Origin of the sequence: Escherichia ruysiae (assembly GCF_031323975.1) — a bacterium.
GTDB classification, from domain to species: domain Bacteria; phylum Pseudomonadota; class Gammaproteobacteria; order Enterobacterales; family Enterobacteriaceae; genus Escherichia; species Escherichia ruysiae.
Window position 1 is genome coordinate 2,594,839 of record NZ_JAVIWS010000001.1, and the last position, 12,827, is coordinate 2,607,665.

The window sequence follows — 12,827 nt, forward strand, 5'->3', positions numbered from 1 at the left end:
AGTCATCATGTCTGAAAAATTGAAGGTGGTTACGTTACTGGGGAGCCTGCGCAAAGGCTCATTTAATGGCATGGTTGCACGTACACTGCCGAAAATTGCCCCTGCGGGTATGGAAGTCAATGCGTTACCTTCCATTGCCGACATTCCTCTGTATGACGCTGACGTACAGCAGGAAGAAGGTTTTCCAGCGGCAGTTGAAACTCTGGCGGAACAAATTCGCCAAGCTGACGGCGTGGTGATCGTCACGCCGGAATATAACTACTCCGTGCCGGGCGGACTGAAAAATGCCATCGACTGGCTATCTCGCCTGCCGGATCAACCGCTGGCCGGTAAACCGGTGTTGATTCAGACCAGCTCAATGGGCGTGATTGGCGGCGCGCGCTGCCAGTATCACCTGCGCCAGATTCTGGTTTTTCTCGACGCGATGGTAATGAACAAACCGGAGTTTATGGGCGGTGTGATTCAGAACAAAGTCGATCCACAAACCGGAGAAGTGATTGATCAAGGAACACTGGATCATCTGACCGGACAATTGACCGCATTTGGCGAGTTTATTCAGCGGGTGAAACTCTAAATAAAAAACCCGCCAGCGGTAACTCATGGCGGGTTTTTTAACGAGTTATCGATTTTAGTGGGCGTCGATAAACACGATCTTCAGGATAAACAGCAGCGCAACGATGATTACGCACGGGCTTAGATCACGCAGACGTCCGGTGCCGATTTTCATCACGCAGTAGGAAATGAAGCCCAGCGCAATACCTTCAGTAATCGAAAAGCTGAACGGCATCATCACGGCGGTAATAAACGCCGGAACGGATTCAGTAAGATCCTGCCATTTCACGCGAGCAAGACTTGAGGTCATCAGTACGCCCACGTAGATCAGCGCGCCAGCAGCAGCATAGCCAGGCACCATTCCCGCCAGCGGTGACAGAAAGATAACCAGCAGGAATAGCAGGCCGACAACCACTGCCGTCAGACCGGTACGACCGCCAACGGAAACACCAGAAGAGGACTCAATATACGCCGTGACGGAAGATGTACCGATAAAGGAACCGGTAACAGAAGAGATACTGTCGACATACAGCGCCTGCTTCATGCGCGGGAATTTACCTTTCTCATCCGCCAGACCCGCTTTATCGGTTACGCCAATCAACGTACCGGAGGAGTCAAACAGGTTGACCAGCATGAAAGAGAAAATTACCCCTGCCAGACCGAGGTTTAATGACCCGGCTAAATCCACATGACCCACTACCGTCATCACGCTCGGCGGCGCGGAGACAATGCCGTTGTAGTGCACATCACCCAGCATCCAGCCCAAAAGCGTCGTCACCACGATGGAAACCAGTACCGCCGCGTGAATGTTGCGCGAGGCCAGAATAGCAATGATGAAGAAGCCGAGGATACCCAGCAGCACGCTGTGAGAAGTCAGGTTACCGATGCTGACCAGCGTTTCCGGGTTAGCGACAATGACACCTGCGTTTTTCAGCCCCATCATACCAATGAACAGGCCGATACCGCTGGTGATCCCCACACGCAGACTCACTGGAATGTTGGCAATCATCCAGTAGCGAACGCGGAAAATCGTCAGTAACAGCAGACCAATCGCGCCCCAGAAAATGGCGCCCATCCCGACCTGCCATGGCAAGCCCATCGCCTGCACCACAACAAAGGCGAAGAACGCATTCAGACCCATAGCGGGAGCCAGCGCGACTGGCAGGTTAGCAAACAGCCCCATCAGAATACTGCCGAACGCAGCAATCAGACAGGTGGTGACGAAGACGGCGCTTGTGTCCATGCCAGCGACGCCAAGAATTTGCGGGTTAACAAAAACGATGTAAACCATCGTCAGGAAGGTGGTAAAACCAGCGATCACTTCGGTTCGTGCCGTCGTGCCATGTTCGCGCAGTTTAAACACGCGTTCCAGCATCCCCTGGCCAGAAGCCTGGGTTGTGTGTTGTTGACTCATTATCTATTTCCGAACAAGGAGGGAAAATCCGTCGCTATCGTATACCAAAATGAGACAATATGGACGGCTGAAGATAACTTTTTTTCATTGTATTTGCTTATACGGCAACGATTGCGTCGCGCCAATCTGCATGACGAAAACGTTAAACTAACGATAAAGGAAAGACATGTCCCAGATAGAAGCGGTATTTTTCGACTGTGACGGTACGCTGGTCGATAGCGAGGTCATTTGCTCTCGCGCCTATGTCACGATGTTCAGGGAATTTGGCATTCACGTTGACCTGGAAGAAATTTTTACCCGTTTTAAAGGCGTAAAACTCTACGAAATCATCGACATCATTAGCAAAGAACAGGGTGTAGAAATGGTTCGTGCCGATGCCGAGCACGTTTATCGTGCGGAAGTGGCGCGTCTGTTTGATAGCGAACTGGAGGTGATTGCGGGTGCTAACGAATTGCTGGCGAGCGTTAACGTGCCGATGTGCGTCGTCTCTAACGGCCCAGTCAGCAAAATGCAACATTCGCTTGGCAAACTCAATATGCTGCACTATTTCCCGGAAAAACTGTTCAGCGGTTACGACATCCAACGCTGGAAGCCCGATCCGGCGTTAATGTTCCATGCGGCAAAAGCGATGAATGTGAACGTTGAAAACTGCATTCTGGTTGATGACTCCAGCGCCGGTGCGCAGTCAGGAATCGATGCCGGTATGGAAGTGTTTTACTTCTGCGCTGACCCGCACAATAAGCCGATCGTTCATCCGAAAGTCACTACTTTTACCCATCTTTCACAGTTACCGGAACTCTGGAAGGCTCGCGGCTGGGATATTACTCGGTAAATAAAGAGACCGGTGATATATCTCACCGGTCAGATTACGTACTCGCAGATTGCCTGATGCGGCATACGGTTAGCGTGAGGCTTTCGGATCTTTCTCTGCCAGCAGTTTATCCAGCTCATCGCCGCCGACGTGACGGAAATCCTGCCCTTTCACGTAGTAGAAGATATATTCACAGATATTCTGACAACGGTCACCGATACGTTCGATTGAACGCGCACAGAACAGCGCGGTAAGTACGCTCGGAATAGTGCGCGAATCTTCCATCATGTAGGTCATCAGCTGACGAACAATACCTTCGTACTCCTGGTCGACTTTTTTATCTTCACGATAAATTCGTACCGCTTCGTCAATATCCATGCGCGCGAACGCGTCCAGTACGTCATGCAGCATCTGGATTGTGTGACGCCCCAGAGATTCCAGACTTACCAGCAACGGCTGATGCTGCTGGGAGAATTTCTCCAGCGCAGTACGGCAGATTTTGTCCGCCACGTCGCCAATACGCTCCAGTTCGGCGATGGTCTTGCTTATCACCATCACCAGACGCAGGTCGCTCGCCGTCGGCTGACGTTTAGCAATAATGCGCACACAGGCTTCATCGATTGCCACTTCCATCATGTTGACGTTTTTGTCGCCTTCGATCACACGCTTCGCCAGATCGCTGTCCTGGTTGTGCATGGCGGTGATGGCATCAGTAAGCTGTTGCTCCACCATACCGCCCATGGTCATCACCTGCGTGCGGATGCTTTCCAGTTCGGCATTGAACTGGCCAGAAATATGTTTATTAAGATTGAGACTGTCCATAACGCACTCCTGAATCAACCGTAACGACCGGTGATGTAGTCTTCTGTTTGTTTCTTCGCTGGCTTGGTGAACAGATCGTCCGTGTTGCTGAACTCAATCAATTCGCCCATATACATAAATGCCGTGTGGTCGGAACAACGCGCAGCCTGCTGCATGTTGTGGGTGACGATCACCACGGTGTAATCCTGCTTCAGTTCGGTGATCAGCTCTTCAATACGCCCGGTGGAGATAGGGTCGAGCGCCGAACACGGTTCGTCGAGCAGCAGCACTTCCGGGCGAATGGCGATTCCTCGCGCAATGCACAGACGCTGTTGCTGACCACCAGAGAGAGAGTAACCGCTCTGGTGCAATTTATCTTTGGTTTCGTTCCACAATGCGGCTTTGGTCAATGCCCACTGTACGCGCTCGTCCATGTCGGCACGAGAGAGCTTCTCAAACAGACGGACACCAAAAGCGATGTTGTCGTAGATGGACATCGGGAACGGTGTCGGTTTCTGGAACACCATGCCCACTTTCGCACGCAGCAGGGCGATATCCTGAGTGTTCGTCAGAATGTTGTCGCCATCGAGCAGAATTTCACCTTCCGCACGCTGATCCGGGTACAGTTCAAACATTTTATTGAAGGTACGCAGCAGCGTCGATTTACCGCAGCCGGACGGCCCGATAAACGCCGTAACCTGGTTTTTAGCGATATCCAGGTTGATGTTTTTCAGGGCATGGAATTTGCCGTAGTAGAAGTTCAAATTACGAACCTGAATTTTACTCGGGGCAGTTTCAACCATACTCATTGCAATCTTTTCCTCATCGTGCCTGATGCACTTCGCTAATCAGGCTTACCGTAGGCCGGATAAGGCGCTCACGCCGCATCCGACAAAGTGTTAACCGTGTACAGAGTCAAAAAGGCGCTCGATCGGTCCCCTCGCCCCTCTGGGGAGAGGGTTAGGGTGAGGGGAAAACCGTGTCAGCAATATCAACCGTGTTTATTCTTCGCAAAAACAACGCGCGCCAGAATGTTCAGCAGCAGGACGCACAGGGTGATGATCAATACCCCGGCCCAGGCCAGTTGCTGCCATTCCGCAAATGGGCTCATCGCAAACTTAAAGATCGTCACCGGCAGGTTGGCGATCGGCTGCATCATGTCCGTGCTCCAGAACTGGTTGGAGAGCGCGGTAAACAGCAGCGGCGCGGTTTCACCGGCAATACGGGCAATCGCCAGCAGGATACCGGTCATGATCCCGGACACCGACGCTTTCAGCGTAATCGCGGAGATCATCTTCCACTTCGGCGTACCCAGCGCATAAGCCGCTTCACGCAGGCTGTCCGGCACCAGTTTCAGCATGTTCTCGGTGGTACGGATAACAATGGGCACCTGCAACAGCGCCAGCGCAATTACGCCCGCCCAGCCGGAGAAGTGCTCCATCTGCGCCACCACGATGGTATAAACAAACAGACCAACCACAATCGACGGTGCAGAGAGCAGAATGTCGTTAATAAAGCGAATCACTTCTGCCAGCCAGGATTTACGGCCATACTCCGCCAGATAAATCCCCGCCATAATACCCAGCGGCGTACCGAATACCGTGGCCCACAAAATTAACAGGCCGCTACCCGCCAGGGCGTTCGCCAGACCACCACCTTCCGTATTGGGCGGCGGCGTCATTTCGGTGAACAGCGCCAGCGACATACCGTCGATTCCGCGAGTGATGGTGGACATTAAAATCCAGATCAGCCAGAACAGGCCGAAGGCCATCGTCGCCATTGAGAGCGTCAGCGCAATACGGTTTTTGAGGCGGCGACGCGCCTGCATTTTGCGGCGGGATTCCGCCAGCGCCGCAGTGGTTTGCATTTCAACCATAGCCATTAGCGTGCCCCCTCATTCTTAGCCAGGCGCATAATCATAAACTTCGATGCGGCCAGGACGATGAAGGTAATTACAAACAGGATCAGGCCGAGTTCCATCAGTGCGGCAACGTGCAGGCCAGATTCCGCTTCCGCAAATTCGTTGGCCAGCGCAGAGGTGATACTGTTGCCCGGCATGTACAGCGAGGCGCTGTCGAGCTGGTAGGTGTTACCGATGATAAAGGTCACCGCCATGGTTTCACCGAGCGCGCGCCCCAGCCCCAGCATAATGCCGCCGATAACACCATTTTTGGTGAACGGAAGAACGATACGCCAGATAACTTCCCAGGTGGTGCAGCCGATACCGTAGGCCGACTCTTTCATCATCACAGGTGTCTGTTCGAACACATCGCGCATGACCGCCGCAATGTACGGAATGATCATGATGGCGAGGATCACGCCTGCCGCGAGGATACCGATACCAAATGCCGGGCCGGAGAACAGCGCGCCGACAATCGGGATATTCGACAGGATATTGCCGACTGGCTCCTGGAAGTAAACGGCAAACAGCGGCGCGAAGATAAACAGCCCCCACATGCCGTAAACGATACTTGGAATGGCTGCCAGCAGCTCAATGGCGATCCCCAGCGGGCGTTTCAGCCAGCCTGGCGCAAGCTCGGTCAGGAACAGGGCGATACCGAAACTCACCGGAACGGCGATCAGCAGCGCGATAAACGAGGTCACCAGCGTACCGTAGATCGGCACCAGCGCCCCGTAAATATCGTTCGGTGCATCCCACTCTTTGGTCCACAGGAAAGCCAGACCAAATTTCTGAATGCTCGGCCAGGAGGAGATGATCAGAGAGACAATAATGCCACCCAACATCAATAGCACAATCAGCGCCGCCAGTTTTACCAGCACGCTGAAAATTATGTCGCCCTTTTTACCCGGTGGGTTAAAAGCAGGCTTGGTTGCAGCCATAAGTTACTCTTCAGTTAAACGCGTTTACAAAGTCATTTTGTAATGCCGGATACGACGTAAAGACCTTATCCGGCATGGTGTTTTATTAGTACAGCGGCTTACCGCTACTGTCTTTAATATTGGTCTTCCACGCAGCGCGAACCTGTTCTACAACGCTCTCCGGCAGGCTGGCGTAATCAAGGTCGTTAGCCTGTTTAGCCCCGGTTTTGTATGCCCAGTCGAAGAACTTCAGCACTTCTACACCCTGCTCAGGTTTCTTCTGATCTTTGTGGATCAGTATGAACGTGGTAGAGGTGATCGGCCATGCATCTTCGCCTTTCTGGTTGGTCAGATCCTGAGCGAAGGTTTTGCTCCAGTCTGCGCCTTTTGCCGCATTGGCGAAGTTTTCTTCGGTCGGACTGACCGATTTACCGTCGGCGGAGATCAGTTTGGTGTACGCCAGGTTATTCTGCTTAGCGTAAGCATATTCAACGTAACCAATCGCACCCGGCAGACGCTGAACGAACGCGGCGATACCGTCGTTACCTTTACCGCCCAGACCGATCGGCCATTTTACGGTAGAGCCAGTACCAACGCTGTTTTTCCACTCTTCGTTCACTTTCGCCAGGTAGCTGGTGAAGACGAAGGAAGTACCGGAGCCATCTGCGCGGCGTACTACGGCAATGTTCTGTGAAGGCAGTTTCAGACCCGGATTCAGTTTGGCGATGGCTTCATCATCCCACTTTTTAATTTTGCCCAGGTAGATGTCGCCGAGGGTTTTACCATCCAGCACCAGTTCACCGGATTTCAGACCCGGCAGGTTAACCGCCAGCACCACGCCGCCAATCACGGTCGGGAACTGGAAAAGACCTTCCTGAGCCAGTTTTTCGTCAGACAGCGGCGCGTCTGAAGCACCGAAATCAACGGTATTGGCGATAATCTGTTTTACGCCACCGGAAGAACCGATACCCTGGTAGTTAACTTTATTACCGGTTTCTTTCTGGTAAGTGTCAGCCCATTTGGCATACACCGGCGCAGGGAAGGTTGCACCCGCACCTGTCAGGCTTGCTTCTGCAAATACAGAGAAAGCACTCATCGATAAGGTCGCGGCGACAACAGTTGCGACGGTGGTACGCATAACTTTCATAATGTCTCCTGGGAGGATTCATAAAGCATTGTTTGTTGGCTACGAGAAGCAAAATAGGACAAACAGGTGACAGTTATATGTAAGGTTTATGACAGTTTTATGACAAATCAGGATTATTATTTAAGTGTTTAATTTATTTGAAGAAAAAAAGGAAAGCGATGTCATCGTTTTGTCATGTCGGATGAAAATATACAGCCAAAAATGCGTAAAATGACAACGGTGTGAGGAGCACCGCTGTCAGTTCGGTTAGCGAACAATCTCAATTGTTATGGTTGCAGTCGCGGTAAATGTTCCTGGCGCAGGGCGAGCTCCAGTGAGGCTTGCAGGTGCGGCAGAAAAAGTGACGTTGCCAGCTTTCTCTCCATAGACGGTTGTTTTGCCCATATCTGTCGACAATTCGCCTCCGTTTACTTTGATTTCCTTATTATTTTTATCGTATATTTTTACCCCCACGTTGGGGTTTGACGTTACAACCATAGAATTATCCGTACTGGATTCAGTAGCATAAAATGATGTGGTGATATCGTCTGTATTCAGTAACCCCATGTTTTCACACTCAATAGTGACGGTTTTAGTGATTTTATGCGTTGTTACCGCACTCCCGGTAACAGAGGAAAAATCTGCGGCGGGTATTTCTTTAAAATCAAAATAAACCGGTTGTAAATTATTAATTTCGCAAGTTTGTGCCGCAGTGATATCGCCGTGAATGTAAACATCAGCCATCGGTTGAGAATAATCAACCGGCGTATCACGACTTATGGTTCCATACAACGTAGATATCTTTGTTTCAGGAATAATTAACTTTCCCACAAAGGTTTTTTTGATATAAAAATAAATTTGTGCTCTTGCACCGCTGGAAATATTCAAGGGGGAAATACGGCCACAATCATAACTGTTAGAAGGCTTATTAGGCTGATAGTCAAACGGTGCATTAACCATTCCTACTCCGAGAATATCAATTGCAATACCCACATCGAGATTCGGATTAAGATTATAATAATTCAAGCCTGAGTGAACACCAGCAAAGCTTAAGGCATCATTGATTCTGGCTGTGTAGTAAATAAAGGAGAATCGATCTAAAGGCCCCGTATCACAATGACAGCGACCTGGATAAGAGCCACCATTACTCACCGTGGTGTTAAATATCGTACCTACTCTGTTCTGGTTCGCTGTAATAAGATAGCCTGAAAAATTAAGCGTACTATGGAAAACTCCATTATCTGGAGTACAGATACCTTTAGGCGCAGCTAGTATTGTGCCACTAAAAGAGACAATAAGAATCGCCAACCACCATCGTATAATATTCTTGTTCATAAAAATCCTTTTAATGACATGTCACGTCTTGCTCAATTAATCCACTTTCACTTGCAGGTAATGAGAGAGTGTAATCGAAGGTACATTTTGTGGTCGCATTTTCGCCCCAGGATAATGTTACTTGTCCCTTTTCAGGAAGCCCCGAGAGATAAAGCTCGCCATGCTCCCCCACAATCCCTGAGTTTGCAGAGGACGCGCTTTGTACTGATGCCATCGCGCCAAATGGTGCTGGCTTACCTTTTACATTCATGACTCTGAATAAAACACGGTAACCCACATGCGTAACAAACTCTGCTTTAACCACAGCGCCACGCGTCGGAATCATCGTCACGACGGTATTATCAAGCTCGACATTTGCTTTCGAGAAATAGTTATCACTGATTGCCACTCGGTTTTCATCATATGGATTTAGTTGTGTCTTGACCGTGTAGCCACGCCAGTCCGTTGCGGCACCGCGCATATTATCAATTTCCAGCCCGGCTGCGCCTGGTGCTTTAACCAGAGCGATGGTTTCACCTAACTCCTGACTTAACGTTACCCCTTCGCTGTGCGCCAGAATACCGCCCTTAATACCGTAATTGAGTCGCTGGGAATTTTGGCTGTAATTATAACTGCCGTTCAGCGAACCGTAGGTGCCGTCATAAGACAGTGACATATTCCCGCCAACTTCATCATCGTGGCTGTTATAAGACTGCATTAAATTCCAGGACAGATTATTTTTTTCCAGGGCTGTTCCGCTTATCCCTACTTGATGTGAACTGCCGGAATTATCATTTTGTGAAACGGAATATGTGGCGTAACTATTCCCCCACCAGCCAGATAAAGGCACAGATAAAGAGAGCATGTAGATCTGCTCACTGCTGTTATCACTGGCATAATTATTACTCGTCCCCTGACGAGCGGTATTGGAATAACTCCAGGAGATATTCCACGAGAGACGCTTCCAGCTACTGCTGTAGCCAAATTGCATTAATCGCTCGACATCATCGGTATGCCAGTACTGCTGACGACTTAATGTCAGGTATACGTTGCCGTAATCTCTTCCCAGCGACTGCGTTAGCGTTCCTTCCACACGACTGCGGCGGTTACCGGTTTGCCAGAAATCGTCAGGACTGTTGCTCCGTGACGCCCATTCGTTGAGGGTATAGTAGCCTTCAGTGGAATAACGATAGCCAACCAGACGCAAACTGGTGTCCGTATCATCAAAACGTTTCGAATACAGAAAGCGATAGGACTGTCCGGTTTCCGTATCATCATGACTAAATTTTGCACGCGCATGAGTCACATCGAACGAGATAGCACCCAGAGAACCAAGATCTTTACCCATCCCTAACGCTGCTGAACCATAATTCTCGGTAGCCTGTAAACCACCATACAACGTAAACCCATGCGGCAGGCCATGAAGGATCTGCGCCTGGATGACATCTGGCATAAATCCATCTTCATCGCGTAATTCACCCACGCTGATATCGACATCTGTTTGACCTTCACGCTTAAGGATTGCCAAAGTGGCGTAAGGTTGGGTGAATCGTTGTTCGCTACCATCTTCTTCCTTGATAGTTACGTCCAAATCTCCCCCTGAACTGGCAGTGTTCAGGTCAGTAATTTCAAAGGCACCTAGTGGAACGGCAGACTGGTAAATCACATAACCACTTTGACGAATGATGACCGTGGCGTTGGACTTGGCAATGCCACGCACCACAGGGGCAAATCCATTCTGGCTGGCAGGCAACATATCGTTATCGGTATAAAGACGTGCGCCACGGATTTGCGTGCTGTCGAAAATATCGCTCGCCGTCCACGTATCGCCGATCATAATCTGGCTTCGTAACGCGGCAATATTACGTTGTATCCAGGTGCTTATAGAGTTGTAATCCGCACGACCATCGGTTGTGTTTAAAGTACTGTAATTGCGTAATCGCCACGGCCCAATATTCAGTCCGTTGCGCAGGTTGAGATAGCTGGTATTCGTCTCCTGAGAACCATAATCAGAACGCAGGGTATGTGAACCGGAAAAATCGTAGTTGATAGTGAGCGCATTAATCCCCTCATCCCAACGCGTAGGGCTTATGTAATCGTAGGCCATCGCGTCCATGTAGATTTGGGGAATGGAGATATTCAGTTGCAGTTTATCGCTGTCCAGTTGCCAGGATGAGCCTTCAATGCGTGGCTCAGGATCAATACAGACCGTTTCATCCACATCATTGAGCGATTTCAGTGCATCAACTTTTACGCCAAAGGAGATCAGCGTTTTTTTTATAGCGACAAAGCAGGCGTGTAAATCAGCATCGGGATTATCCTGAACAAATGTCACATCCTGACGTTCAAACATTTTACCGTTGATAAAAATATCAACGCTATAAACGCCGGGAGGCATCATATTTGCCCGGTTAAACTGACGAATGTCGACCCCGGATTGATGGTCGATTTCCAGTAGCGCCGGGTTAAATACGCTGACCTGGGCCATCAGACTATGTGAGAATATCAGACACGTCCCTGCCATCAGGCCAACCGCTATTCTGGTCGTAACCATAATACGCCTATCCTTATGCCATGCTTACAGTGCGTTTTTTAGCGGTTCGCTTATCGCGCCATAATCATTTATGAATCGCCAGGTCATTTGGTTACCCGCAGAATTGGCAGGCAACGGTAAAGAGAGCGTTTCGAAAGGACGGATCATGTTGAGAGGCACATCATGGCCATCAACAATGACATCCATCACACTGATATGAATCGGGTTTGGATTTTCAGCAATCAGATTTTTGCCTTCACGGCGCCACTTAACCTTAGGCGCTGCATCTTCAGGAATAAGTCGAATAGTTGCTGGTCGCCAGAACAGCTTGATACGCGTTTTAACAGCAATTTCCAAAGAGTTAGCCGCTTTATTGGTTGCTGCAGGCGGAATATTTTTGATATTCAGCCAGAAGACGGATTCACGGTCGTCGGGTAATGACATTCCCTTCGTGTGAAGAATACGTAATACTTTTTCTTGTCCGGGTTCAAGTCGGGATACAGGAGGTATAACAGTAAAGGGCGCTTTACTTTTATCATCTTTATTAAACGGATCCACCCATGACTGGATGAGATAAGGGATCTTCTCTTCCTTGCTGAATACAGAAATAGATTTATCTGCATTATTACTTATGTAAACAACCCGCGTACCGCCAATGACAACGCCTGCATAGGTTAATGCTGGCTGGCCTAAAAAAAGGCTTAACATAATCGCGATAAATAATTTGTACCAAAGGGTTGTTTTAAAGAGCCTGATTAAACAACTTTTTCTGGACATAATAACTCCCTGGCCAAAGCCAACTGAATAAAAAGGCTCTGATAAATTATTTCTTATATTCGATAGTAAATTGTGAATCGGCGTTCGCTGTACCCGCCGTTACGACTGCATTTGTTGCAACATAGCGTGCAATAAATTTCATTTCCGCAGTGCCGTTACCATCGATAGTGGTATAAGCTGAGTCGTTATAAAGTTTGACCTGAGAGTTGTCAGCCTGGTTAAAGATACGGATACCAACACCAGTGGCCACAATCGCTGCCCCGGTGCCGGTATAATCCCCCGGATCGGCAGCTGTAGTCGGAGTACCCACTTTCAGATCGCCATCGCCGCCAGGTGCTTCTGTACCATCAAAACGAACCGCAGCCTGAGTGTACGTTGCCGGGCATTTCTCCAGTTTAATACTAAACTGCTGTGGCGATGCCATGCTACCTACGCCTGAAAATGCATTTTTACTGACTTTTCCAAGAGGAACAGTTTGATCCGCTGTATCGGAGGTAACTTCACAACTACTGTCAACAATTTCACCAACAAAGTGAACAACACCATCCTCTGCGAGTGCATGTCCGGCCAGCATTAAAGATGCCAGCGTGAATGCACCACCAATAATATTACGTTTCATAAAAACTCCATTGATATAATATATCCTTCAACCCGAACCATCACTTATATTAATAAGTGT

12 protein-coding genes are annotated in these 12,827 nt (G+C 49.4%); 2 read left to right on the forward strand and 10 right to left on the reverse strand.

Translation table 11 applies throughout. The features are described 5' to 3' along the window. Positions 1 to 7: 7 nt before the first annotated feature. Positions 8 to 574: a class I chromate reductase YieF gene (yieF, locus tag RGV86_RS12575; RefSeq protein WP_001291114.1), complete on the forward strand. Its 567-nt coding sequence runs from the start codon at positions 8 to 10 to the stop codon at positions 572 to 574. A gap of 54 nt (positions 575 to 628) precedes the next feature. Here the strand turns inward: yieF and adeP are convergent, their stop codons facing one another. After that, positions 629 to 1,966 carry an adenine permease AdeP gene (adeP, locus tag RGV86_RS12580; RefSeq protein WP_010347264.1) on the reverse strand — a complete coding sequence of 446 codons (1,338 nt, stop codon included), beginning with the start codon at positions 1,964 to 1,966 and terminating at the stop codon, positions 629 to 631. A 166-nt stretch (positions 1,967 to 2,132) separates the two neighbouring features. Here adeP and yieH point away from each other — a divergent pair, with 166 nt between their 5' ends. Further along, the gene (gene yieH / locus RGV86_RS12585) at positions 2,133 to 2,798 is read left to right on the forward strand and encodes a 6-phosphogluconate phosphatase (protein ID WP_000078049.1); all 666 of its coding nucleotides are present in this window, start codon (positions 2,133 to 2,135) and stop codon (positions 2,796 to 2,798) included. Between the two features lie 69 nt (positions 2,799 to 2,867). On the opposite strand, the gene phoU is transcribed toward yieH, so the two are convergent. From phoU to lpfA-O113, 9 genes are all read right to left on the reverse strand, one after another. Continuing rightward, the gene (phoU, locus tag RGV86_RS12590) at positions 2,868 to 3,599 is read right to left on the reverse strand and encodes a phosphate signaling complex protein PhoU (protein WP_000377802.1); all 732 of its coding nucleotides are present in this window, start codon (positions 3,597 to 3,599) and stop codon (positions 2,868 to 2,870) included. 14 nt (positions 3,600 to 3,613) lie between these two features. Continuing rightward, a complete protein-coding gene (pstB, locus tag RGV86_RS12595; RefSeq protein ID WP_000063120.1) occupies positions 3,614 to 4,387 on the reverse strand; it encodes a phosphate ABC transporter ATP-binding protein PstB in 774 nt (257 codons plus the stop codon). Between the two features lie 182 nt (positions 4,388 to 4,569). Then, positions 4,570 to 5,460: a phosphate ABC transporter permease PstA gene (gene pstA / locus RGV86_RS12600; protein ID WP_001251991.1), complete on the reverse strand. Its 891-nt coding sequence runs from the start codon at positions 5,458 to 5,460 to the stop codon at positions 4,570 to 4,572. Next, positions 5,460 to 6,419: a phosphate ABC transporter permease PstC gene (pstC, locus tag RGV86_RS12605; RefSeq protein WP_000741617.1), complete on the reverse strand. Its 960-nt coding sequence runs from the start codon at positions 6,417 to 6,419 to the stop codon at positions 5,460 to 5,462. Before pstC ends, pstA begins: the two co-directional genes overlap by 1 nt. Positions 6,420 to 6,504: 85 nt before the next feature. Next, positions 6,505 to 7,545, reverse strand: coding sequence for a phosphate ABC transporter substrate-binding protein PstS (gene pstS / locus RGV86_RS12610; RefSeq protein WP_085461488.1), 1,041 nt, complete (start codon positions 7,543 to 7,545; stop codon positions 6,505 to 6,507). A 246-nt stretch (positions 7,546 to 7,791) separates the two neighbouring features. Further along, positions 7,792 to 8,859 (reverse strand): fimbrial protein, encoded by a 1,068-nt coding sequence (locus RGV86_RS12615; protein WP_001038771.1) that lies wholly within the window; start codon positions 8,857 to 8,859, stop codon positions 7,792 to 7,794. Positions 8,860 to 8,869: 10 nt separating this feature from the next. Continuing rightward, positions 8,870 to 11,392 carry a long polar fimbrial usher protein LpfC-O113 gene (lpfC-O113, locus tag RGV86_RS12620; RefSeq protein WP_000258932.1) on the reverse strand — a complete coding sequence of 841 codons (2,523 nt, stop codon included), beginning with the start codon at positions 11,390 to 11,392 and terminating at the stop codon, positions 8,870 to 8,872. A 24-nt stretch (positions 11,393 to 11,416) separates the two neighbouring features. Then, a complete protein-coding gene (gene lpfB-O113 / locus RGV86_RS12625) occupies positions 11,417 to 12,148 on the reverse strand; it encodes a long polar fimbrial chaperone LpfB-O113 (protein WP_000088108.1) in 732 nt (243 codons plus the stop codon). 46 nt (positions 12,149 to 12,194) lie between these two features. Further along, positions 12,195 to 12,767, reverse strand: coding sequence for a long polar fimbria major subunit LpfA-O113 (gene lpfA-O113, locus RGV86_RS12630; RefSeq protein ID WP_000827800.1), 573 nt, complete (start codon positions 12,765 to 12,767; stop codon positions 12,195 to 12,197). Positions 12,768 to 12,827: the final 60 nt, after the last annotated feature.

What these genes read in the sequence shown, in the direction of transcription:
- yieF (WP_001291114.1), top strand. Translation starts at nt 8, where the DNA reads ATGTCTGAAAAATTGAAGGTGGTTACGTTACTGGGGAGCCTGCGCAAA.
- adeP (WP_010347264.1), bottom strand. Translation starts at nt 1,966, where the DNA reads ATGAGTCAACAACACACAACCCAGGCTTCTGGCCAGGGGATGCTGGAA.
- yieH (WP_000078049.1), top strand. Translation starts at nt 2,133, where the DNA reads ATGTCCCAGATAGAAGCGGTATTTTTCGACTGTGACGGTACGCTGGTC.
- phoU (WP_000377802.1), bottom strand. Translation starts at nt 3,599, where the DNA reads ATGGACAGTCTCAATCTTAATAAACATATTTCTGGCCAGTTCAATGCC.
- pstB (WP_000063120.1), bottom strand. Translation starts at nt 4,387, where the DNA reads ATGAGTATGGTTGAAACTGCCCCGAGTAAAATTCAGGTTCGTAATTTG.
- pstA (WP_001251991.1), bottom strand. Translation starts at nt 5,460, where the DNA reads ATGGCTATGGTTGAAATGCAAACCACTGCGGCGCTGGCGGAATCCCGC.
- pstC (WP_000741617.1), bottom strand. Translation starts at nt 6,419, where the DNA reads ATGGCTGCAACCAAGCCTGCTTTTAACCCACCGGGTAAAAAGGGCGAC.
- pstS (WP_085461488.1), bottom strand. Translation starts at nt 7,545, where the DNA reads ATGAAAGTTATGCGTACCACCGTCGCAACTGTTGTCGCCGCGACCTTA.
- RGV86_RS12615 (WP_001038771.1), bottom strand. Translation starts at nt 8,859, where the DNA reads ATGAACAAGAATATTATACGATGGTGGTTGGCGATTCTTATTGTCTCT.
- lpfC-O113 (WP_000258932.1), bottom strand. Translation starts at nt 11,392, where the DNA reads ATGGTTACGACCAGAATAGCGGTTGGCCTGATGGCAGGGACGTGTCTG.
- lpfB-O113 (WP_000088108.1), bottom strand. Translation starts at nt 12,148, where the DNA reads ATGTCCAGAAAAAGTTGTTTAATCAGGCTCTTTAAAACAACCCTTTGG.
- lpfA-O113 (WP_000827800.1), bottom strand. Translation starts at nt 12,767, where the DNA reads ATGAAACGTAATATTATTGGTGGTGCATTCACGCTGGCATCTTTAATG.